The following is a 23,280-nucleotide window of genomic DNA, read 5'->3' as shown; positions in this document are numbered from 1 at the left end:
ACACAGTCCTCCGAAAACGACACGGTCGCCGCAACCTCTCACATTCGTGAGTGTTGCGACGACCGCGCGAACCCGCCCCACGCTGAGGGCCTATCGGGGGTTGGGTGGTGTGGAGGGGGCTAGGGGCGGGCCGGAAGAACGGGCGGGTCTGCGAACGGGTCAACTAGCGCCGGGTCTGTGGTGTACGTAGCGGGCTGTGGGGTTGCAGCCTCGGGAACCGTGTCCTGTAGGACACCCTTGGACTCAGAAGTTGAGCTTCGTTGCACTCGCTCTTGATCGCTGGGTGATACATCCCCCGAGGCAAAAAATGCCTCGGGTGCAATGGTGTCCTGTGGGACACCCTTCTCTGGAGAAGTAGAACTTCTCTTTGAGGAGAAGTTCTCCTGAGAAGTAACAGGAGTAGTAGGGGTGTCCTGTAGGACACCCTTCCCGGTCCTGTGGGACACCCTAGGGGTGTCCTCTGGGACACCCTTCTCCTGAGCAATGGTGTCCTGTAGGACACCCTTCGGATAGGTCAGCCGGTAGGTGTTGGCCTTGCCGGATGAATTGCCGCTCTCGACTACCTCAAGCCAGCCGGCCTTCACGTTGGCGGCGATCTGCTTGCGGACTCCCCGTATCTGGAGTCCGGTGTAGTCGGCCAGTGTCTCGGCCTTCACCCAACCGTCAAGGGTGTGGTTGTCCATGTGGGTGCGTATCGCGTTGACGACCGCTCGCGGGAGCGAGGCGTCACCGTTGCGGTTGTACGCTTGATCCCACAGCAGGATTGCCGGGGTACCCATTGGTCAGCCGTTGAGCTTGGCAGCGACAGCAGAGGCAAGCTCAGCGAGGGCCTTGCGGGCCTCGTTTCGCTCTCCGCGTGCTCGGGCACACTCCAGCCGTAGGTCCTTGATCTGCCTCTGCCACTCGGTCGGCAGCTCTTGAAACTCCATGAATCTCCTTCTCGGGGATACAGTCACCGGCTCAACGGATGTCGAGCCCGGTCGCCACCTGGGCGTCTGGGGTGCCGGTCTCTATCCGGCCAGCAGCTCTTGGAGCTGCCGGTACTTCATTGCGTCGGCACGGGTCCGACGCTGGTAATCGCGGCAGGCGTCCCGGTTGCACTGCCGGCATGTCCGATTCGGCAGCCGGTCCCGTGAGGATCGGATGGCGTGCCCTCGTCCACAGAATGTGCTCATGGTGTTGTCCGATCTGGACGTCGCAGACGCCCAATTGGGTTGGCAGCCACGGACTGCCGGGTGAGTGGTGAGCAAGCGCCGCTGACGCTGCCGTGTGTTTGTGGCACGAGGCCAAAAAAGTTGGAGCCCCCCGGCTGCGTTGGAAGGGCACGAGGCCACAGCCGAGGGGCGGCGATTCCCACTCCAAGGAATCAACCAACCACGCCCGAAACTGGGAAGAAACGGCGTGGAGGTCTGGGACGGCGCTCACGGGCCCGTTGCCCGGTCGCTCGTCTGGTCTGGGGCTTTACCCCTCTATACGTATATGCGCGTTCGGGGTGTACCTGCCGAACGCGAGGGGCTTTTGCCCTTCATATGTATATGCGTGCGAAAAGCTGAGTTTGTCTCGCCGTGTGACCAAAATCACAGGACGAGGAGCCCTCCGGCTCTCCTAACCCCTTCATATGTATATGGGGGTTCCACCCGCAGGGGTGGAACGCTGGGCGCCAATACCTACTCATATGTATATGCGTGTCACAGTGAACCGTCCCGAGTTTGATGCCGCTTCCTTCTGTGAGAAGGATGGCGATTGTGCCCAAGCATTACCCGGTCGAGCAGCGTGAGCGTGCGGTGAAGATGGTGCTCGATCATCTCGGTGAGTATCGGTCGGTGTATGCCGCCTGTGTGGCGATCGGCCCGAAGGTCGGGGTAGGTGTGGAATCGCTGCGCCGCTGGGTGCTGCAGGCCCAGACCGATCAGGAGCAGCGGCCCGGTGTCAGCTCGGCAGAGGCGCAGCGCATCAAAGACCTCGAACGGGAAGTCCGAGATCTCAAAGAGGCCAACGAGATTCTGAAGGCGGCCTCGATTTTCTTCGCGCGGGAGCTCGACCCGCGCCGCCGCTGATCTGCGGATTCATCGACCGGATGCGGGCGGCCGGCCACCGGGTCGAGTCGATCTGCCACGCCCTGTGCGAACTGGGTGTGCAGATTGCCCCACGGACCTACCGCAACTGGAAAACCGCTGAGCCCTCGGCGCGCAGCATCGCTGATGCGCAGCTCACCGATGCTCTGCTGGCCACTGTCGACACTCCCGAGGGTATGTATGGGCGGCGCAAGATGACCGCCCATCTGCGCCGCTCGGGCATCGAGGTGGCTCGCTGCACCGTGGACCGGCTGATGCGTGACGAGGGTCTGTCGGGCATTGTTCGGGGCCGAAAACATCGCACGACGATCGCGGACAAGAACGCCACCCGGGCACCGGATCTGGTGGACCGTGATTTCACTGCTACGGCACCAAACCGTAAGTGGGTCACCGACTTCACCTACGTGCCGACGTGGTCGGGGTTCGTGTATGTGGCGTTGGTGATCGACTGTTTCTCCCGGTTGATTGTCGGCTGGCAGGTCTGTGCGGTCAAAGACACGGCGATGGTCACCACGGCGTTGAAGATGGCGTTGTGGCGCCGTGATCACCACGGGCAGGCCGTTGCCGATGGGCTGATCCATCACAGCGACGCAGGATCGCAATATACGTCGATCACCTTCGCGGAAACTCTTGTGCTGGAAGGGATCGCGGCATCGATCGGCAGTGTCGGGGATGCCTACGATAACGCGTTGGCCGAGACGACGATGGGATTGTTCAAGACCGAAGCGCTCGGGCCCGACAGCCCATTCCGCACCGGACCGTTGCGCACCCTCGACGATGTCGAGTACCCGGTCATGGAATGGGTCGACTGGTACAACAACCGGCGCCTGCACAGCCTGTTGGATTACGTCCCACCCGTGGAGTACGAGAGCGCCTACTACGCTCAACTATCGACGTCCCAGCCGGCGATGTCTCAAACATGAAGCCGGCATCAAACTCGGGACGGTTCACAGTTCCCTGCCCGTGACACAACGGCTTCTACCCCACTCATATATATATGGGTGTGACAAGGCCCGTTCCGCAACAACGGGCCTGGTACCCCCCTATATGTATATGGGCGCGAACTGCGCGCATGGTCTCGGTTATGTGACTAAGATCACAGACAGGGAGAGCCCAGGGGCCCCTTTTGCCCCTTCATATGTATATGGGTGTAAAAAGCTGGTGGTGTCCCAATGTGTGTCGCAGGTCACACAGAGATGCAGAACCGGAGCATGTGCGCTTCAGAGACTCAGCGTTGTGTCGTGGTAACCCTCCGCATACGCGGCATTGCGGAACGTGGGGTGTGCGTACCAGAACACGTCGGTGAGCTGGTCGTCCAGCGTCATCCGCTTCTGGTCGACCAGCACGAGCCCGTGCCGTTTGATGTGCTCGGCCACGGGGCCGTACATCGGGTCATCGTCCCGCATGGTCCAGAACCGTGCCACCGTCAGGGTGTAGTGGTTGCCACCTGCGAGCAACCACCCCGGCTCCACGACTGTGAACGTGGCGCCCTCGGGAAAATCGGGTGTGTGGTTCATCGGTTTGTCCTCTCGTCGGTTGCCATCAGTTCGGCGATGTGGTCTCGGATGGCCTCTTGTTCCGCGGTCAGCACCGGCTCAGGCCATGAGTCGGGTACCCGAACTTCCAAGGGCAGGTTGCGTGTTGAGCCTGCCGAGCCATGCGGCAGCGCGTGGAATACGAACCGGATACCGGAGTCCCTGAGCACCTGCCTGCGGTCGGTCTCGGGGTTGCTCCACAGCTCGGCGTACGTCTGCCCGGTCCCTACGTAGTCCCAGCGGGCCGGCACGCGGGTGTTGGCCGATAGCTCAGCCTTGCGAGCGACCAGCGCGGCGAGCCGGGAGCGATACAGGGCCTCGTTATCCACCAGCCCGTTATCCGACTCCCACCGGAGTCGTTCCAGTGACTGCTCGGTCTGCGCCAGCTCTGCGCTGTGGTCCTCCCCCGGCACAAATACACGCCGGGTCATCTCGCGGTCTCCGTACGCGGCGAGAAAGTGTTCCTCTAGGTATATCTCTGCGGCGTCCAGCCGGATAGCTCCCCTGCAGCCGGTGCCCTGCCGGCCACACCGGACGTAGGTATGCACTTTGCCGCCCGAGGCGGTACGTCGGTGGAGTGACAGCGAGTAGCCGCACTCTGGGCAGTCGCACCTACGTGGGAACCACAGTTCCTGATACTCACAGTCGGGCCTGTGGAGTACCGCGCCGCAATAGCCGATGCCCGCCAACGGGTTCGGTGTCATCTGGCGATGCTTCCCGCTGGCCGATCGTTGGACGATCGCGTCCTGCAGCTGGCTCCACTCCGCGTCAGTGAACGTCGGCTCGGCCATCCTGATCGGCTGACCCTGCGTATCGAGTACTAGCTTTTCCCCGGTCCTCGTTTTGTGGTCTGGTTTGCCCTCAGCCGGGGCAGATTGATACACGGCGGTAGTCCGGTAGCCCTGTATCCGCTCGCTCGTGAGAATGCGCTTGAGGGTGGTTACCGACCACCTACCCCGCCCGGATGCCTTGGCCCGGTTGGTCTTGTGGTCCGACTCGTTGAGCCACCGAACCACCTCGGTTAGCGAGTGGTTCTCGTGCACCAGCCGGGAGTGAATCTCGTGTAGTAGCGCGTACCCTTCGGGGTCCCGCTGAAGTGCCTTGCCCTTGCCGCTGGGGTGCGGCACGGTGCGGAAGCCCAGCGGCGGGACACCGTGCGAAACACGGTCGGTCATCGTCAGCACGGCCAGCCGGTCAGTGGCTCGGGTCTTGAAGCGAGACAGCTCGATCCGGGCGAAGAACGAACCGACGTAGATGAAGAACTCCGTCATCATCTGATCGAGCGATTCGCCGGCTGGGTTGAGGTAGTCGAGCACCAGCCCGTCGCCGGAGAACGTCAGGATTTTCTTGTGGTCCTTCATCCACTGCGTGAAGTCAACGCAGTCCCTGGTTGACCGGAACGCTCGGTCGATCTTCGAGAACACCAGCACGTCCCATTCGTGTAGCCGCTCGGGGGCAAGCCACTCCGCGAGCCCGGGCCGCTCGAACGGGGTTGTCTTGCCAGCGGAGACGCCGAGGTCCTGAAACGTGCCGACAACCTCGAAGCCCCTGGACTGCGCCCAGCTGGCGCCCTCCTCGGTTTGCGCGATATGCGAAACCTTGCGTGTGCTGGCCTTATCGTCGTCCAGATGAGACACACGCGCACCGACCACGGCCCGCAGTCGAGAGTTGTTCATAGTGCAGCACAGTACAACGTCAAGGCGACGGGCCACGTAGCCAAGCTGCGCCGGGATCTGTCCATTTAGCTAACCGTCAGCGCCGGTTCCCAGCTCGGCGAGCCTCGGGCTGGGAACCGTGTGGCGGCCCGCTGAGTTGTCACTTACCAAGTTGCATGCGACGCCCTGACGGCAAACAGCCTAAGCGCGACTGCCAATTTTGGCAGAGCGCCCTCGCGCCGCCGCCTTTGACTTTCACGATCATCGCGTCGAGATAAATCACCGGGTACAGCGGCGGGATGCGGGGACCAGGCGGTGGCTCGCCGAGCGGAAGATTAGGACAAATCACATTTTTCGAGGAGGGGAGTCACGTCGTTGTCAAGAGGCGGCAGGGGCGGCTTCGAGCAGGTGTTCGTCGTGTTGACAAGGTGAAAATGTCCACAGCAAAAAGGCGCCCTAGCTGCGGAAATCCGGCAGTACCTTGGAATCCATGACGATTGAGACAATGGACTGGGACGGCGCCTACCGCGAAGACGGTTTCTTCGAAGGCCCGCCGCCGTGGAACATCGGCGAACCTCAGCCCGTGATCGCCGACCTGATCCGATCCGGCGCATTCCGCAGCGACGTGCTCGACGCCGGCTGCGGACACGGCGAAGTATCGCTCGCCTTGGCCGCTGCGGGCTACACCGTGGTGGGCCTGGAGCTTTCCCATACCGCTGTCGCGTGGGCACAACGGTCAGCAATTCAACGCGGCCTACACAACGCGACGTTCGCTCAGACCGACATCACCGCGTTCACCGGCTATGACAACCGCTTCTCCAGCGTGGTGGACTGCACCCTGTTCCACGCGTTACCGATAGACAAGCGCGATGCTTACCTGAAATCCGTGCAGCGCGCCGCTGCGCCGGGCGCCGACTACTACATCCTGGTCTTCGCCAAAGGCGCTTACCCCGCAGAGATGGCATCCAAACCCAACGAGGTCGACGCCTACGAACTACACGCCGCGGTCGGCCGCTACTTCGACATCGACTTCATCCGGCCAGCACCGATACTGGCCAAAGTCCAAACCCTCCCCGGACTTCCAGATCTGACACTGCCCTTCGAACGAGACACACTCGGACGCCTGCAATTCCCCGGATATCTCCTGCACGCCCACAAGGCTCAGGCCGCCACGATCTGAGCCCATGTCAGTGCTCACCAAGAGCATCTGAATTGCTCCCATCACCGATCTCGCGATGCTGATTAAGCTGCTCATGCAGGGGCAAAACCTCAGGTCAATGCTGGCCGATAACCATAACTTGCATGTTGTGACAGATAGCGTTCACAATCGACGCATCTGCACAGGTCAGGCGTTGCGCAGATGACAGGTAAAACTTGTAGTCACACCCGCCTAACCACACGTGACAGCTGCGTGGCCATTCGAACAAACATTGTCATTACCAGTGTTCGAATAACAGCCGCAGATACGTTCAGGTGCAAGACTTTTGACGTGGCATACAACATTCACATCCGCACCGTCGACAGCAGCATCCAATACCCCCAGGCGCTGAGCCATGGCGTGCAGGACCAGATGCTCTGGGTCCAGATCGGCGACGACGCCGACCATTCAGACACCATCTACTTCAGCCCGTCCTACTGGCAGCAGTACTCCGTCGACCCGCACAGTGAAGACCCGCTCGATCTGGACTTCGACGACGACGAGGACGACGACGAGGACGAAGACGACGACGAGTAGAACTCCGGCGCCCGGGGGTACGACGTTTCGTGCCCCCGGCTACACCGGATCAACCGGGTGCCGACTTCGGCCACTCTGCCGCCCCTCTCTGGCACACTCGACCCGTGGCCGCGCCTGACGTCCGTTTTCGCCGCCTCGCCGAGCAGGTGGCCGACGAGTTGCGCCGGCGCATCCTCAGCGGCGACCTCGCCGACGGCAGCGTGCTACCCACAGAGGACGAGTTGCTGGTCCAGTTTCCGATCAGCAAGCCCTCGCTGCGCGAGGCCATCCGCATTCTGGACGCCGAAGGGCTGCTCAGCGTCCGGCGCGGCAAGCTCGGTGGCTCCGTGGTCCACCGTCCCAGCGCGAGCAATGTGGCGTACACGATGGGCTTGGTGCTGGGCGCGAACCAGGTGAGCCTTGGCGACGTCGGCGCCGCCTTGCAGCAGGTGGAACCGGCCTGCGCGGCCCTGTGCGCCCAGCGCATCGATCGCAAGACCGCCGTGGTGCCGATACTTCGGCAGATTCACGCCGAGTCGGTCGAATCGGTCGAAGACCTGGTTTCGGCAACGTCCGCCAGCCGTCGTTTTCACGAGGCGCTGGTGCAGCACTGCGGCAACGAAACGATGATCATCCTCGCCGGGGCGCTGGAGGCGCTGTGGTCATCGCACGAGCTGAGCTGGTCGCGGCAGTTCACCGACCACGGCAGCATCCCCGTCGACGAGCGCCGGGCCGCGCTGGAGGAGCACCGCACGCTGATCGACGCCATCGAGGCCGGTGAGGCCGACCGCGCACGCGAATTGGCCGCCACACACCTCCTCGACGCCCAGCACTACCCAGGGTCGACCGGGGTGGTCGACCCCGCCATGGTGCGCACGCGCACCCGAACTTCATGAATCCTTGACAACGCGCACTCTTACTTTCATATGATTTGGAGATGCGGCCGACGAAGGCGACGACCAGGGAAACCACGGCAGTCACGCGATCGCCCGCATTCACCGCCGAAGAAGTGGCGCGCTTCTATGCCAACGGCTGGTGGACCGAAACTACGATCTCGGATGCCTTGCGCTCCAACGCAATACGCATCCCCGACCGCACCGCCTATGTGGACTATCCGAATCGGTCGCTGACCTGGCGCGAATTCGATGGCGCAGCAACCGCTTTGGCCGGCCAGCTGGCGGGCGCGGGTGTCCGCCCTGGGGACCGGATCGCGGTGTGGCACGGCGACACCACCGCAATCCACGTGCTGTTCGTCGCGATCGAGCGGTGCGGCGCGGTGGTGGTCGGCGTCGGCGCACGCGCGGGCATCCGCGAGGTGACGGCGATTCTGCAGAACGCGGAGCCACAGCTGCTGATCACCGATCCCCCGCACCACGATCAGGCCGAGGCCGTGGCCACCGCCATCGGCTGCCGTCTCCTGACCCTGGATGAGTTGTCGCTGGGGACTGACACCGTGGACCTGAGCCCCGATGCGCGGCTCGGTCCCGACGACGTCTTCCTCATCAACTCGACGTCAGGGACCACCGGGCTGCCCAAGTGCGTCGTGCATACTCAGAACCGTTGGCATTACTTCCACCAGCAGGCGGTCGCCAACGGACTGCTCACCTCCGACGACGTATTCCTGCCCGTCATCCCGACCCCGTTCGGCTTCGGTCTGTGGACCACCCACATCACGCCGATCCACCTGGGCACCACCAACGTGCTGCTGGACCGCTTCACCGTCGCGGCCGCGTGCGCGGCCATCGAAAAGCACAAAGTCACCGTGTTGTGTTGTGTCAGTACTCAATTGACCATGATCATGGCGGACCCGGTCGCCCGCGAGTACGACCTGAGCTCGCTGCGGGTGGTGTTCACCGGCGGCGAGGCCCTGCCCTACCGACCCGCCCACGAGTTCGAAAAGCTGACCGGCGCCACGATTCTGCAGTTCTACGGTTCCAACGAGACGGGTCTGCTCAGCGGCACCACGGTGCACGATTCGATCGAAAACCGGCTACGCACGGGAGGCCGGGTCATCGCGGACATGGCCGTCCGCCTGTTCGACGGGGACACCGACGTCACCGACACCGGCCGGGGACAGCCCGCCTGCCGCGGTCCGGCAACGAGTCTCGGCTACCTGGGCGGCACCGACCACGACAAGCTGTTCACCGCCGACGGCTGGATGCGGATGGGCGACATCTGCGAGATCGATGCCGACGGCTACCTGCGGGTGACGGGTCGCACGTCCGACTTCATCGTGCGCGGCGGCAAGAACATCAGCGCCGCGCAGGTCGAGGACGTCGTCATGACGCATCCGGCGGTCGGCCTTGCCGCCGCGGTGGCGATGCCTGATCCGGTATTCGGCGAAAAGGTCTGCGTCTACGTCGAATTGATCGACTCGGCGGCGCTGGAACTGGGTGAGCTGTGCACGCATCTGCTGGCCCAGGACGTGTCGAAAGAACTACTGCCCGAACGGTTGATCATCGTCGAGGAGCTGCCCCGTTCCTCGGGCGGCAAGGTCGCCAAAGGCCAACTGCGCGAGGATATTCGAGCCCGGATGGGAGACGGACATGACCGCAGCTGAACCCACGCACGCGAGGAGCGAAACGGTCCCCGCGCTCGCGCGGAGCACAACGGTGCCCCGCCGCGGCGGCCTCGAAGTCTGGGCACCCTCGGTGACCCCACCGATCGGTGTCGACCTCACCGACGAGCAGGCCATGGCCGTCGCCTTCCGCCACCTTGCGGGCATCGGCTTCGCCGAGAACCTGGCCGGGCACATAACCTGGCAGCCCGACGGCCGGACCGACATGTACGTGAACCCGTGGGGTCTGTGGTGGCAGGAGGTCACAGCCTCGGACATCTGCGTGGTCGACGAGGACGCCCGCGTGCAGCGCGGCCGCTGGGACGTCACCCCGGCCATCCACATCCACACCGAGCTGCACCGCGCCCGCCCGGATGCGCGCGTGGTGATCCACAACCACCCCTACTACGTGTGCGTGCTCGCGGCGCTGGGCCGGCTGCCGGAGTTGGTGCACCAGACCGGATCGCTGTTCCTCGACGACCTCTGCCTGATCGACGAGTACGACGGTGAGGTCGACAGCCCTTCGCGTGCAGCCGAATTGGCCGCCCGAATCGGAACCGCGAACCTGACCATCCTGGCCAACCACGGAGTCATCGCCACCGGCCGCAATCTGGCCGAGGCCGTGTACCGGGCCGCCTCGATCGAGCGGGTCTGCAAGCTGGCCTACGACGTGCTGCTGACCAACTTGACGCCGACCGAAATGAAATGGTCCGACATGGTCGGCATGAAGGCCTCCCTGATCGAGCGCGCGGCCGACGTGTACTGGGCCGGCGCGGCCCGCATGACCATCAAATCCGACCCGTCCGTTCTACAGTAAAGGCGTTGGTACGAAATGGAATCCATCGATGATCTGGCGGCCAACCTCGACTTCACCGTGGCGAAGACCGGTGCGGACCGCACCGTCACGCTGCTGCCCGACCCGCCGCGCGCCCCCCGCCGGTACACCGTGATCTCGGTGGACGACCACATCGTCGAGCCGCCCGACACCTTCACCGGACGGCTGCCGAGCAAGTTCGCCGACCGGGCGCCGCGGGTGGTCGACACCGACAACGGCGGCCAGACATGGGTGTACGACGACAAAGAACTGCCCAACGTCGGGTTCAACGCGGTGGTCGGCCGGCCGGTGTCCGAATACGGCTTCGAACCAGTCCGATTCGACGAGATGCGCCGGGGTGCTTGGGATATCCACGAACGCGTGCGGGACATGGACCTCAACGGGGTGTACGCCTCCCTGAACTTCCCGTCGTTCCTGCCCGGTTTCGCCGGCCAGCGACTGCAGCAGGTCACCACCGACCGAGACCTCGCGATGGCCTCGGTGCGGGCCTGGAACGACTGGCACTTCGACGTGTGGGCCGGCTCGTACCCGGACCGCATCATCCCCTGCCAGCTGCCGTGGCTGCTGGACCCCGACGTGGGGGCCAAGATGATCCATGAGAACGCCGAACGTGGTTTCCATGCCATGACTTTCAGCGAGAACCCGGCGATGCTGGGGCTGCCGACCATCCACTCGGGGTACTGGGATCCGATGATGGCGGCCTGCGCCGAAACCGGCACGGTCGTCAACCTGCACATCGGGTCGTCGGGGTCCTCCCCCTCCACCACCCCCGATGCGCCGCCGGACGTGCAGGGCGTCCTGTTCTTCGCCTACGCGATCTCAGCGGCGGTGGACTGGCTGTACTCCGGTCTGCCCAGCCGGTTTCCAGACCTCAAGATCTGCCTGTCCGAAGGCGGCATCGGCTGGGTCGCCGGACTGCTGGACCGGCTGGACCACATGCTCAGTTATCACTCGATGTACGGAACCTGGGACCGGCTCGGTGAAAAGCTCACTCCAGCGGAGGTTTTCACCCGCAACTTCTGGTTCTGCGCGGTGGAGGACCAGTCGTCATTCGTGCAGCGGGACCGCATCGGTGTCGACAACATCATGCTCGAGGCCGACTACCCGCACTGCGATTCGACCTGGCCGCACACCCAGTCGACCATCCACGAGGAAATCGGCGACCTGCCCGCCGATGTCATCCGAAAGATCACCTGGGAGAACGCCTCACGGCTCTACCAGCACCCGGTGCCCGAGTCGGTTCAGGCCGATCCCGAGTCGTTCTGACCGTAGCGCGCCCCGCAGTCCTAGCGCGTCAGTGCGTCCAATAGCAGCGCCTCGGAGATCGCCGCCTTTTCCAGCACGCCCAGGTGCAGGCTCTCGTTGATGCTGTGCGCCTGTGTGCCGGGGTCTTCAATACCGGTCACCAAAATCGTTGCGTCCGGGAAGGTCTCGGCGAATTCGGCGATGAACGGGATCGAACCACCCATGCCCATGTCGACGGGCGCGGTGCCCCAGGCGTGCGTGAACGCCGACCGGGCCGCGTCGTATACCGGGCCACTGGCGTCGATGGCATACGGCTGCCCGACGTCACCGGGCGTAACCGTGACCTTGGCACCCCAGGGCGCGTGGCTCTCCAGGTGACGGGTCAGGGCCGCCAGATGAGCCAGGGCGTCCCCGCCGGGCGCGACCCGCATGCTGACCTTGGCCCGCGCCCGCGGAATCAGCGTGTTCGACGCCTTGGCGATCGACGTGGTGTCGATGCCGATCACGGTAATCGCGGGTTTGGCCCAAAGTCGTTGCACCACAGAGCCAGAACCAATCTGCTGCACGCCGTCGAGCATGCCGGTCTCGGCGGCCACCCACTCCGGACCCCGGTCGACGTCGGCGGCGGTGCCCTCGTAGAGGCCCTCGACCGCGACGTTGCCGTCGTCGTCGTGCAACGTTGCCAACAACCGCACGAGAGCGCTCAGCGCGTCGGGCACCACGCCGCCCCACAGCCCGGAGTGCAGGCCGTGGTCCAGCGTCGCCACCTCGACCACGCAGTCGGCCAGGCCGCGCAATGACACCGTCAGCGCCGGAATCTCGGTGCTCCAGTTGTCCGAATCGGCAATCACGATGACGTCGGCGGCCAGCAGTTGCTTGTGCGCGCTCAAGAGCGCGCCCAGCGACGGCGAGCCCGATTCCTCTTCGCCCTCAACGAAAACCGTCACGCCGACGGGCGGATTGCCGCCGTGCGCCCGCATGGCAGCCAGGTGCACGGCGATGCCGGCCTTGTCGTCGGCGCTGCCGCGGCCATAGAGCCGCCCGCCCCGCTCGGTCGGTTCGAAGGGATCCGACTCCCACTGCGCGACATCGCCCTCGGGCTGCACGTCGTGGTGCGCGTACAACAGCACCGTCGGGGCACCCGCGGGCGCCGGATGACGGGCGATCACCGCCGGCGCTCCGCCCTCCTGGACGATGTGCACCTCGCCGAAGCCCGCGTCGGACAACAGCTTTGCGGTCAGCGCCGCACTGCGGTGCACCTCGGCATGCCGGGCCGGGTCCGCCCACACCGACTGGATGCGGACGAGCTCCTCCAGGTCGGCGCGTACCGACGGCAGCACCTCACGGACAGCGGCGACGAGATCACTCATGCGGCCCAGGTTAATCCCTCGCGAGCGTGCGTGTCTGCGCGCAACACGCCGCACAGGAAATGCAGTCTAGGCACGCTCGCGGCCAGCGAGAGTGCGCAAAGTGACTGCGCAGCCCGGCGTTTCGCGGGCAGACACGCACGCTCGCGGGATGTCGGGGCTAGTCCTGCTCGAGGACCGCGACGGCGGCGGCGGTGTCGCCTTCGTGGGTCAGCGACACGTGGATGGCCACACCCTTGAGGTGCTCGGCGATCTCGCCGGACAACCGCACCTTGGGCCGGCCCCACATGTCGGTGACGACCTCGATGTCGCGGTGGATGCCCTCGGGCAGCACCGGACGCTTCGAGAACCGCGAGCCCGACCACGCCTTGATCACAGCCTCCTTGGCCGCCCAGCGGGCCGCCAGGTGCCGTGCCGCCGACGAACTCTTGTCGGCGGCGTCACGGCGTTCACCTGGGGTGAACGTCTCCGCGAAGACGGTGCCCGGCTGGTCGACCTGCTCGGCGAAATCCGGAATCGAGACCAGGTCGATGCCCACGCCCAGGATGCTCATGGGCAACAACCTAGCCTGTCGAATCCGCGCACTGCGCGATGGTTCACGCGCGATCCGCTCCGCTACTCGCTGGGCGGCTCACGACCGGGCGTACCAACCGTCTTCGCCCAGGCGCGCATCGGCGTCGAGCAGCATGTCGGCTTCCTGACGCTTCTCCGGCGCATCGTGGTTGAAGCGACGGTCGGCCGGCTTCTCGTACAGCGCACGCCCACCGGCGATGGCCGACGCAAGCCGGTGCTGACCGGCCAGGACCCGCTCACCGGCGCGGCGCAGGTAGTCCTCGCGCTCTGCCGGATCGAGGGCCGCCACCAGCGCCTGCGGGTGCACCAGAGCGACGAGGCCCGACACGTGACCGAAGCCCAGGCTGGTCACCAGACCGGCCTTGATCGGCAGGCGGTCGCCGAACTTCAGTGCCTCGCGGACCCACACGAAGTGCTGTGCGTTGGACAGCTCGTCGTCGACGCAGTCCAGGCTGCGGTTCGGCGGGATGACGCCGTCGCGCAGAATCTGGCACAGGCCCAGCATCTGGAACGCCGCGGCGCCACCCTTGCTGTGTCCGGTCAGGCTCTTCTGGCTGACGATGAACAGCGGGTTGCCCGGGGACCGGCCCATCGAAGCGGCGAGCCGCTCGTGCAGCTCGGTCTCGTTGGGGTCGTTGGCCAGTGTCGAGGTGTCGTGCTTGGAGATCACCGCGATGTCATCGGGGGTGACGCCCAGCTTGGCGAGGTCGCGCACCAGTTGGGACTGGCGGCCACCGCGGCCGGCACCCAGCGCACCCAGACCCGGAGCCGGGATCGAGGTGTGCACACCGTCAGCGAACGACGACACGTAGGCGACGACGGCCTGGATGGGCAGACCCATCTTCACCGCGAGGTCACCACGGGCCAGCAGGACGGTGCCACCGCCCTGGCCTTCGACGAAGCCGAGACGACGACGGTCGTTGGCGCGCGAGAACTTCGAGTCGCTGATGCCGCGGGCCCGCATCATCGCGGTCTCGGCGGTGGCCGACATGTCGCCGAAGCCGATGATGGCTTCCAGCGTCAGGTCGTCATAACCACCGGCGACCACGAATTCGGCCTTGCCCAAACGGATCTTGTCGACACCTTCTTCGACCGACACCGCCGCGGTGGCGCACGCGCCGACCGGGTGGATCATCGCGCCGTAGCTACCGATGTACGACTGCACGACGTGACCGGCGAAGACGTTCGGCAGCACTTCCTGCAGGATGTCGTTCGGCTTGTTCCGGCCCAGCAGGTTGCCGTGGTACATGGTCTGCATCGAGGTCATGCCGCCCATACCGGTGCCCTGCGTGGAGGCCACGAGGCTCGGGTGCACCCAGCGCATCAGCTCTTCCGGCGAGAAACCGGCCGACAGGAATGCGTCCACGGTGGTGACCAGGTTCCACAGCGCCAGGCGGTCGATCGAGCTGGCCATGTCCGGCGTGACGCCGTAGACCTGTGGGTCGAAGCCGGTCGGCACCTGGGCACCGACGGTCCGCGACAGCTCGACCTTGCGCGGCACGCGGATTTCCGTGCCGGCCTTGCGGGTGACCTGCCAGTCGCTGCTGTCCGGCACCGGCGCGATGACGGTGTGCTCCGGATCGAACTGGTGGAACGCCCGGGCGTCGGCCTCGGCGGACACGACGAAGGAGAAGTCCTTGTCGAGGAACACCGAAACCAGCAGCGGCGAAGCGTGATCGGTGCCGAGTGCGCCGTCGTCCACCCACTCGCGGATGCCGACGCGCTCCAGCACGACGTCGTGGTAGCGCTCGACCAGCTCGGACTCGTCGACCAGGTCACCGGTGTTGGTGTCGTACCAACCCGGCTTCGGGTCGTCTTCCCACTTGACCAGACCGGTGGTCCAGGCCAGCTCCAGGACGCCCGCGGCCGACAGCTCGCCGGAGACCTCCATCTCGAAGCGGGTGCGCGACGAGCCGTACGGGCCGAGTTCGGCACCGGACACCAGCACGACCATGTCGGCCGGGTCGATGTCCAGGTCGGCCCACTCCGGCGCCGGCGCGGCCTGGTAGCCCCGCGGCGGCGACGGCAGCGCCGAGATGGTGCCTTCGAGGTCGTCATCCTCGACGGCAGCCTCGGCCACCATCTCCTCACGAGCCTTGGCGGCCAGCTCGGCCATGTCGAGCTCGATGTCGCCGAGGCCACCGGTCAGGTCGACCTGGATGGGTTCACGGGCGGCCGACACCTTGGCGTCGATGCTGCACAGGTTCAGCAGCATGGAGGCCATCTCGTCGGTGGTGTACGTGACGACACCAGCCTCTTCGACGGCGCCCACGATGGCGTCGTTGTGGCCCATCAGGCCGGTGCCCTTGGTCCAGCCGATCAGCGCGTGCGCCAGCGAAACTCGCTGCGACCATGAGGTTTCCGCCTTCCAGCGGGCGACGACCGCGTCGAGTGCGGCCTTCGACTCGCCGTAGGCACCGTCTCCACCGAACATGCCGCGGTTCGGCGAACCGGGCAGCACCACGTGCAGGCGCGAGGCGATGTCGCGGTCGGAACCGATGTGCGAGAGCCCGCCGATGAGCCGTTGCACGGCCCACAGCAGCACCTTCATCTCCATCTCCGCGCGGGCGCCGGCTTCCGACAGGTCCCCGGCGACGCGCGGCGCGGCGAACGGGAACAGCAGCGTCGGGGTCTGCGCGTCCTTGAGGTGGATGGCCTTGGGGCCCAGGTTCTCGACCTGCTCGGTACCGACCCACTCGACCAGTGCGTCAATGTCGTTGTAGGAGGCCATGTTTGCCGGCACGACCCACAGCTGGGCGCCGAAGCGGGCATTGTCACGGTAGAGCGTCCGGTAGAACGCCAACCGGTCGTCGTCCAGCTTGGACGTGGTCGCGATAACCGTGGCACCACCGGCGAGCAGCTGGCCCACCACGGCCGAGGCGATCGAGCCCTTGGAGGCACCAGTGACGACCGCGACCTCGCCCGCGTAGCGGCCCTTCTCCGGGTTCTCCGCACCGGCGGCCGCGCGGCCGTACAGCGCAGCGTGGAGGGTGCGGCCGGCAGCGAGCGCCTTGCCCTGCCACCAGCTGGCCTGCGTGGCCACGACATGTCCGGCACCTTCGAAGCTCTCGGAGAGCTTCGCCCAGTCGCGGTTGACGTCGTCCTCTTCGAGCAACCAGATGCGTGCCAGGTCCTCACGGGCGCTGGCCCAGCGGTCGTCGAACAGCACAGCCTTGCGGCCGTCGAACGACGGTGCCACCAAACGCGGCCAGTCCGAACCCAATTCGGCGGTCACGAGGTCGATCAGCTCGGAGTCGGTGGCGTCGGGCACCGAGACCGGCGCCTGTAGACCCAGCTCGCCCAGGATCAACCGGGCGGCCCCGGCCAGCACGCCGTTGGGGCCGGTGACCTTCTCGGCGAACTCGTTGAGCGCGGCCGAATCGACCACGCCGCCACCGGCACCACCGGCGGACGGCAGCGCCACGGCGATGCCCTTACGAGCACCGACCGCGGTGACCGCGGCGTCGATGACCTTGTCGACGGCGTTGGCATCGGCCAGCGCACCGGTATGCAGGCCGCCCATGTCGCCGCCACGAACGCTGCTGCCCTCACGGGTGCCCAGCGCCACCTCGGCAGTGACGTGCTTGGCCCAGCCGGGGCCCAGTTCCCAGGCCTTGCTCACGCGCTCGGCGATGTACGCCGGACGCTTGCCCGAGGGTCCGAGCACCGTGCGCAGCTGGTCGTTGATCGCGTCGGAGAGGACGGGACCGAACGGCTTGTAGGTACGGGCCAGCTTGGTGACCTGTCCCTTCAGACCGGCCAGGTCCGCTTCCGCGGCACCGTCGATGGCGCCGAGGTTCAGCTCTGAACCCAGGTCGACGAGCAGCTGGTTGCGTCGCGACGACGCACCGTCGGTGATCGACTCGATGGAGTCCAGCGGCTCGATCTGGTCGATGCGCATCTTGGCCGACAGCGCGATGAGCGCCATGGTGGCGTCGGCGGCGTCGTAGACGATGTCGTCCGGTCGCGGGCCACCCGCGGGAGCCGCGGGGGCGGCGGCCGGAACCGGTGCTGCCGCAACAGCTTCCGCCGGTGCCTCCTCAGCGGCGGGGGCCGGCGCCGGGGAGTCGTCCTCCACCGGGTCGGTGTCGGTCGCGAACAGCACCGCGGCGTCGCGCTCCACGTTGAGCACCTCGGTGGTGTTGTGCGAGTACTCCGGGAGCTTCAGCGTGTTGCTGGCCAGGCCGGCGACCGTCGGCATGGTCTTGACGCCGACCTCGACGAACCGCTCGACCCCGAGGCCGCCGGCGGCTTCCTCGATGAACAGCAGGTCCTGCGTCTCGATCCAGCGCACCGGGCTGGCGAACTGCCAGGCCAGCAGCTCGATGACGGTCTTGCGCATCAGCTCGGACGGGTTGTCCCGGCGCCAGGTGTCGTAGTCGGCGAGGATCTCGTCGAGCGGCTCGGCCGGCACCAGGTCGCGGATCTCCTGGATGAAGTCCTTGTCCAGGGTGAACGGACGCGGCACCAGGTTCGGGATGTACTTGCCGACCAGCAGCTCCGGGTCCTGCCCGTGCGGCATGACGCGATCGAGCGCACGGCGGAAGTCGTTGACACCGACCCGCAGCACCTCGGAGTGGAACGGCACGTCGATGCCGGGCACCAGGATGAACGACCGCTTGCCACCGGTGATTTCGCGGCGACGCTCGATCTCGGCCTCCAGGGCATCGAGACCGCGGACGGTACCGGCGATCGCGTACTGCGAACCGCGCAGGTTGAAGTTCACGATCTGCAGGAATTCGCCGGTCTCCTCGGCGATCCGCGCGACGAAGTCGGTGACCTCGTCGTCCTCGAGATCGATCTGCGACGGCCGGATGGCAGCCAGGCGGTAGTCGGACCGGCCCTTGGCGTCACGCGGGACGATGTCGTGCATCTTGCTGCCGCGGTGGAACACCACCTCCAGCAGCGCCTCGAGCTCGTACACACCGGACACGCAGGCCAGCGCGGTGTACTCACCGACGGAGTGGCCGCAGGCGATGGCACCTTCGACGAAGGCACCCTGCTCACGCATCTCGGCCACCTGGGCGGCCGCGACGGTGGCCATGGCCACCTGGGTGAACTGCGTCAGGAACAGCACGCCGTCCGGGTGGTGGTAGTGCACGCCACTGGCGATGATGCTGGTCGGGTTGTCCCGCACCAGGTGCAGCACGGAGAAGCCCAGGACGTCGCGAGTGAACGTGTCGGCCTTGTCCCAGACCTTGCGGGCGGCCTTGGAGCGGGCACGGACCTCCATGCCCATGCCCTTGTGCTGGATGCCCTGGCCCGGGAACGCGTAAACCGTTTTGGGCGCGGCCAATTGGGCCGAGGCGGCCATCACCAGTTCGCCGCCGACCTTCGCGGTGACCTCGATGATCTCGGCGCCGCGGTCGATGCCGACGCGGTCGACGCGGAAGTCGATCTCGTCACCCGGCATGACCATGCCGAGGAAGCGCGACGTCCAGCCGACCAGGCGGGCGGGCGGAGTGGCGCGGCCGTCGGTGGCGGTGACCACGTGCTGGGCGGCGGCGGACAGCCACATGCCGTGCACGATGGGCGATTTCAGGCCGGCCAGCAGGGCGGCGGCCCGGTCGGTGTGGATCGGGTTGTGGTCACCCGACACCACTGCGAAGGCGCTCATGTCGACCGGCGCGGTGACGGTGACGTCGCGACGGCGACGACGCGGGGTCTCGGTGGCGTTGTCGGTGATCGCACCGCCGGCCCGGACCGGGTCGGTCAACTCGGCAGCACCGCTGCGGCCACGGATGGCGAACCGCTCTTCCAGACGGGCCAGTTCGGTGCCGTCGGCGTCGGTGATGCTGACGGAGACCGGGACCACGCGGCCGACCTCGGTGTCATACGCGGCGGAAGCCGTTGCGGTGACGGTCAATTCGGCCCGCTCAGTGGGCATCGGGGCCAGCAGGTGCGCGGCGTGGTCCAGGTGGACCAGGCTCAGCAGACCTTCGACGACCGGGATGCCGTCGTCGGTGACGGCAGCGCCGATGACCGAGAATACGGCCGGCCAGCAGCTGCCGACGAGGGCGTCGGGCACCAGGGTCAGGCCCGGCGCCAGCGGGGCGCCGAAGGTGGCGGTGACGCCGGTGTGGTCGGCAACCTCTTCCGGGTCCCAATCGGCGGTGACGGTCGCGACGTTGTCGGTGACGATCGGCAGGGCGTCCACGCCGTCGGCGCCCGCGGCGATGGCGAGCACGGCGCGCATCGCGGCCGAGGCGTCGTCGGTGGTGACGACGGGCATGCCGCCGTTGATGGTGGCGGCCGGCAGGGTGAAGCGAATCGCGATCCAGATGTCAGACAGCGGCACGTTCAGCACCACGGAGTCACCATCGAGCTCCAGCCGGGAACCTGTGGAAGGGTGTGTGGCCGAACGGTTTTCGTTGACCTGCCACTCGCTCGGCGCGCCGATGCGGTGCACCGGGTTGATGGCGGTGCGGCCGGCCCACAGCACGTCGGGCGAGTCCAGGACCACGGCCAGCGGACCGGTGACGTCGGCACGGGCCTGCCGACGCGACACGACCGGGACCGGCGTGACGCCGGCAGCCAGCACCTCATCGATGGCGGCCTGCTCGAAGCGGTCCAGCAGCTCACCGACGGGCTCGTCGACCCGGGTGATGCCGGCGACGGCGGCGGTGCCGGGGATGACGCACACCTGGTCGGCGTCGTAACGGGCGTCGTGTGCCTGCCACAGCGAGTCGCTGCGCCACCAGCGGCGCACGTCCTTGTCGATGACCGGGACGAAGTTGACGGGCTTGCCCAGCGTCTTGCACAGGGTGATGAAGAACGGGATGTCCGCCGGGTGCAGGCGCAGGGTCGCGGCCTCGGGGTACCGGGCCAGCAGCTCGGCGATCGCGCGCTGCGGATCCTCGAGCAGCGCTTCGCCTTCCGCGGTAGCCGGGAAGAGGGTGTCGATGCGGCCGGAGTCGGCCGGGTTCAGGCGGGCCTCGGCGCGCTGCAGCATCTCCTCGAAGCGGTCGCGCCAGGTGACGTCGAGCCACGGCGAGTGGTCGCGCTTGGTGTCGGCGGTGCTGCTGCCGTCACCGATCGCGAGCTCGACGTAGCGCTGCAGCCACTGCTGGTAGGTCATGTCCGCGACGTCACCGAAGTACGGCTTGGCGGTGTCGGCCATGGCGGCGATGATCTCGTCGCGGCGCTCGGCGACGGCGTCGGCGTCACCGGCGACCTCGTCGAGCAGGCGGCCGCAACGCGACGCGGCGTTGTCGATCTCGTGGATGTCGGCACCCAGCTGGCTGCGGCCGGATGCCATGCCGCCCTGGGCCTTACCGGCGCCGACCCAATGGTCGGTACCCTTGGTGTCGACCAGCAGCTGCTTGACCTGGGGCGAGGTGGTGGCCTCGAGGGTGGCCATGGCGGCGGTGCCGACCAGGATGCCGTCGACCGGCATCAGCGGGAAGCCGTAGGTCTCGGCCCACCGACCGGACAGGTACTCGGCGGCGCGCTCGGGCGTGCCGATGCCACCACCGACGCAGATGGTCAGGTTGGCCTGCTTGCGCAGGTCCGAGTAGGTGCTGACAAGCAGGTCGTCGAGGTCCTCCCACGAGTGGTGGCCACCGGCGCGGCCGCCCTCGACGTGGACGATGATCTCCCGGTCCGGGACCTCTTCGGCGATCTTGATGACCGACTTGATCTGGTCCAGGGTGCCCGGCTTGAACACCACGTTGGTGATGCCGATTTCGTGCAGTTCCTCGATCAGTGCGACGGCTTCGTCCAGCTCGGGGATACCGGCGGTGACGATGACGCCGTCGATCGGGGCACCCGACTGACGGGCCTTCTGCACGATGCGCTTGCCGCCCAGCTGCAGCTTCCAGAGGTACGGGTCCAGGAACAGCGAGTTGAACTGGATGGCGCGGCCCGGCTCGAGGAGCTGGGTCAGCTCCTCGACGCGGTTCTCGAAGATCTCTTCGGTGACCTGACCGCCACCGGCCAGCTCAGCCCAGTGGCCGGCGTTGGCGGCCGCGGCGACGATCTTGGCGTCGACGGTGGTCGGGGTCATACCGGCCAGCAGGATCGGCGAACGGCCGGTGAGGCGGGTGAACTTGGTGGACAGCTTGACGTCGCCATTGGGCAGCTCGACAGCCGTCGGCGCGAAGCTGGACCAGGCGGGCTGCACGACCGGGGCGGCACCGACGGTGAACAGCGACCGCTGGCCGGCGCGGGTGGCGGCGGGCACGATGCCCACGCCGAGGCCGCGGATGATCGGCGAGGTGAGGCGGGTGACGGTGTCGCTCGGGCCGAGGTCGATGATCCAGCGGGCACCGGCGTCGTGCATGCGCTCGACCTCGGCGACCCAGTCGATGGGCTTGACGAAGATGGCCTCGGTCATCGCGTGGGCCAGCTCGGTGTCGATGCCGCACTTGGCGGCCCAGCGGTCGACGACCTCGATGCCGTCCGCCAGACGCGGGGTGTGGAAGCCGACCTCGACCTGCACGCCCTGGAACACCGGACTGAAGACGGCGCCGCCGCGCAGCTTGTTCTTGCGCTCGGCCTCGTCCTTCTCGGTGATCTTGCTGCAGTACAGCTCGAAGCGGGCCAGCTGCTCCGGGGTGCCGGTGATGACGACGCTGCGGCGGCCGTTGCGGATGGACAGGACCGGCGGCAGCACCGTGCGCACGTCCTTGGAGAAGTCTTCGAGCAGCTCGGCGATGCGCTCGGGGTCGACGTTGGTGACCGAGACCATCGGCGACTTGTCGCCACGGCCGACCATGCCGCGACGGCGCGACACGAGCGAGCCGGCGGCACCGATGAGCTGGAGGAGCGCGAGGAGCTCGGCGTCGCGGGTGCCGTTCGCCTTGAGCGCCTCGGCGGCGATGATGCCCTGCGAGTGGCCGGCGATCGCGACCGGCGGGGTGCCGGCCAGGTCCAGACCCTGGCGCTGGACGGCGCGGATGGCGGCCATCTGGGCCAGCAGGATGCCGGGGCCGGAGATGGCGGCGGTGGTCAGCTGCTTGGCCGACGGCAGCGGCTCGTCGGCGGCGAGGGCGCGCACCCACTGCATGGGCTCGAAGCCGATGGGCCGGACGACGACGAGCTCGCGCGCGACGGGCTCCAGCAGCAATGCCGCTTCGCCGACGATCTCGCTGAGCTCCGACTCGATACCGGCCGAGCTGACCAGCTCTTCGAGGTTCTCCAACCACGAGGCACCCTGGCCACCGAACGCCACGGCATACGGCTCGCCGGCATTGAGCAGGTCCACGAGAGCGTGCGCGCTCGCCGCCACGGCCTCGGTGTTGCCACTGGTCACATTGCGCTGCTCGTTGATCGTCACTACGTCTCTCTCCTCTTTGCCGCGCGAACCGGTCAGGTGCTTGGTCTTGGTAGTCGGCCCTGGGGCAACGCGATGCGACGTCGGATCACGTCAGGCCCGTGCTGCGCGTGGCGACCGATGTCTTCGGTGCCAAATGAGCCGGGCCGACTGCACTAAGAGTGTCATAAGATTCGCGGCAATTTTCTGCCGGAAATAGTTACCAACGAGTTCTACGGACGGGTAACCACCCGCCTGGGTAACACCGCGTCATCGGACCGCCCATACCCAACCGGACAAACGTCCTGTTGGCGGCTGGTTACGGTCGAGTAGCAACAACATCGCTGATCAAAGCGGTATTGTTATCAAATCGTGACCATGCCTGTGACGGTGCCGTACCTTACTAATGAGTAGGAAGAGACCCGTTCCAGAAAACACTCGACAATGACGGTCGGTGTGTCTATACGGGCG

14 protein-coding genes are annotated in these 23,280 nt (G+C 66.4%); 7 read left to right on the top strand and 7 right to left on the bottom strand.

Annotated features, from left to right (window positions below; translation table 11 throughout):
* Positions 1 to 119: 119 nt before the first annotated feature.
* Positions 120 to 779 carry a hypothetical protein gene (locus AC3WTE_RS23490; RefSeq protein WP_492441390.1) on the bottom strand — a complete coding sequence of 220 codons (660 nt, stop codon included), beginning with the start codon at positions 777 to 779 and terminating at the stop codon, positions 120 to 122.
* A 3-nt stretch (positions 780 to 782) separates the two neighbouring features.
* Positions 783 to 929, bottom strand: coding sequence for a hypothetical protein (locus AC3WTE_RS23485; RefSeq protein ID WP_492441388.1), 147 nt, complete (start codon positions 927 to 929; stop codon positions 783 to 785).
* Positions 930 to 1,745: 816 nt separating this feature from the next.
* On the opposite strand from AC3WTE_RS23485, the gene AC3WTE_RS23480 reads away from it, so the two are divergent.
* A protein-coding gene (locus tag AC3WTE_RS23480; RefSeq protein ID WP_492441386.1) for an IS3 family transposase occupies positions 1,746 to 2,998 on the top strand; the annotation gives its coding sequence in 2 pieces (ribosomal slippage) (positions 1,746 to 2,019 and positions 2,019 to 2,998; 1,254 coding nt in all).
* 297 nt (positions 2,999 to 3,295) lie between these two features.
* Here AC3WTE_RS23480 and AC3WTE_RS23475 read toward each other — a convergent pair.
* Positions 3,296 to 3,592: a hypothetical protein gene (locus AC3WTE_RS23475; protein WP_492441384.1), complete on the bottom strand. Its 297-nt coding sequence runs from the start codon at positions 3,590 to 3,592 to the stop codon at positions 3,296 to 3,298.
* On the bottom strand, positions 3,589 to 5,286 hold the full coding sequence (locus AC3WTE_RS23470; protein WP_492441382.1) for a recombinase family protein: 1,698 nt from the start codon (positions 5,284 to 5,286) through the stop codon (positions 3,589 to 3,591). Before AC3WTE_RS23470 ends, AC3WTE_RS23475 begins: the two co-directional genes overlap by 4 nt.
* A 469-nt stretch (positions 5,287 to 5,755) precedes the next feature.
* Between AC3WTE_RS23470 and AC3WTE_RS23465 the strand changes: the two genes are divergently transcribed.
* From AC3WTE_RS23465 to AC3WTE_RS23440, 6 genes are all read left to right on the top strand, one after another.
* On the top strand, positions 5,756 to 6,445 hold the full coding sequence (locus AC3WTE_RS23465) for a class I SAM-dependent methyltransferase (RefSeq protein WP_492441380.1): 690 nt from the start codon (positions 5,756 to 5,758) through the stop codon (positions 6,443 to 6,445).
* A gap of 309 nt (positions 6,446 to 6,754) precedes the next feature.
* Entirely contained in the window at positions 6,755 to 7,000 is a 246-nt protein-coding gene (locus tag AC3WTE_RS23460; protein WP_492441378.1) for a hypothetical protein, read from the top strand.
* 104 nt (positions 7,001 to 7,104) lie between these two features.
* Positions 7,105 to 7,875 (top strand): FadR/GntR family transcriptional regulator, encoded by a 771-nt coding sequence (locus AC3WTE_RS23455; protein WP_492441376.1) that lies wholly within the window; start codon positions 7,105 to 7,107, stop codon positions 7,873 to 7,875.
* 41 nt (positions 7,876 to 7,916) lie between these two features.
* Positions 7,917 to 9,539 (top strand): class I adenylate-forming enzyme family protein, encoded by a 1,623-nt coding sequence (locus AC3WTE_RS23450; RefSeq protein WP_492441374.1) that lies wholly within the window; start codon positions 7,917 to 7,919, stop codon positions 9,537 to 9,539.
* Complete coding sequence (locus AC3WTE_RS23445; protein ID WP_492441372.1) at positions 9,526 to 10,353, top strand: class II aldolase/adducin family protein; 828 nt, start codon at positions 9,526 to 9,528, stop codon at positions 10,351 to 10,353. Before AC3WTE_RS23450 ends, AC3WTE_RS23445 begins: the two co-directional genes overlap by 14 nt.
* A gap of 15 nt (positions 10,354 to 10,368) precedes the next feature.
* Entirely contained in the window at positions 10,369 to 11,637 is a 1,269-nt protein-coding gene (locus AC3WTE_RS23440; RefSeq protein WP_492441370.1) for an amidohydrolase family protein, read from the top strand.
* Between the two features lie 20 nt (positions 11,638 to 11,657).
* On the opposite strand, the gene AC3WTE_RS23435 is transcribed toward AC3WTE_RS23440, so the two are convergent.
* The 3 genes from AC3WTE_RS23435 to AC3WTE_RS23425 form a co-directional block, all read right to left on the bottom strand.
* Positions 11,658 to 12,986, bottom strand: a complete 1,329-nt coding sequence (locus tag AC3WTE_RS23435; protein WP_492441368.1) for a dipeptidase — start codon at positions 12,984 to 12,986, stop codon at positions 11,658 to 11,660.
* Between the two features lie 157 nt (positions 12,987 to 13,143).
* Complete coding sequence (acpS, locus tag AC3WTE_RS23430) at positions 13,144 to 13,536, bottom strand: holo-ACP synthase AcpS (protein ID WP_020102278.1); 393 nt, start codon at positions 13,534 to 13,536, stop codon at positions 13,144 to 13,146.
* A gap of 78 nt (positions 13,537 to 13,614) precedes the next feature.
* Complete coding sequence (locus AC3WTE_RS23425; RefSeq protein WP_492441366.1) at positions 13,615 to 22,833, bottom strand: fatty acid synthase subunit beta domain-containing protein; 9,219 nt, start codon at positions 22,831 to 22,833, stop codon at positions 13,615 to 13,617.
* Positions 22,834 to 23,280: the final 447 nt, after the last annotated feature.

This window comes from Mycobacterium sp. FW102-FHT13B02, from assembly GCF_058790275.1.
Note: the sequence above shows the minus strand (reverse complement) of the source record. Positions and strands in the feature narration are given on the sequence as shown.

Excerpts from the sequence above, each read along its gene's own strand:
- AC3WTE_RS23490 (WP_492441390.1), bottom strand. The coding sequence starts at position 779 with ATGGGTACCCCGGCAATCCTGCTGTGGGATCAAGCGTACAACCGCAAC.
- AC3WTE_RS23485 (WP_492441388.1), bottom strand. The coding sequence starts at position 929 with ATGGAGTTTCAAGAGCTGCCGACCGAGTGGCAGAGGCAGATCAAGGAC.
- AC3WTE_RS23475 (WP_492441384.1), bottom strand. The coding sequence starts at position 3,592 with ATGAACCACACACCCGATTTTCCCGAGGGCGCCACGTTCACAGTCGTG.
- AC3WTE_RS23470 (WP_492441382.1), bottom strand. The coding sequence starts at position 5,286 with ATGAACAACTCTCGACTGCGGGCCGTGGTCGGTGCGCGTGTGTCTCAT.
- AC3WTE_RS23465 (WP_492441380.1), top strand. The coding sequence starts at position 5,756 with ATGACGATTGAGACAATGGACTGGGACGGCGCCTACCGCGAAGACGGT.
- AC3WTE_RS23450 (WP_492441374.1), top strand. The coding sequence starts at position 7,917 with ATGCGGCCGACGAAGGCGACGACCAGGGAAACCACGGCAGTCACGCGA.
- AC3WTE_RS23445 (WP_492441372.1), top strand. The coding sequence starts at position 9,526 with ATGACCGCAGCTGAACCCACGCACGCGAGGAGCGAAACGGTCCCCGCG.
- AC3WTE_RS23440 (WP_492441370.1), top strand. The coding sequence starts at position 10,369 with ATGGAATCCATCGATGATCTGGCGGCCAACCTCGACTTCACCGTGGCG.
- AC3WTE_RS23435 (WP_492441368.1), bottom strand. The coding sequence starts at position 12,986 with ATGAGTGATCTCGTCGCCGCTGTCCGTGAGGTGCTGCCGTCGGTACGC.
- acpS (WP_020102278.1), bottom strand. The coding sequence starts at position 13,536 with ATGAGCATCCTGGGCGTGGGCATCGACCTGGTCTCGATTCCGGATTTC.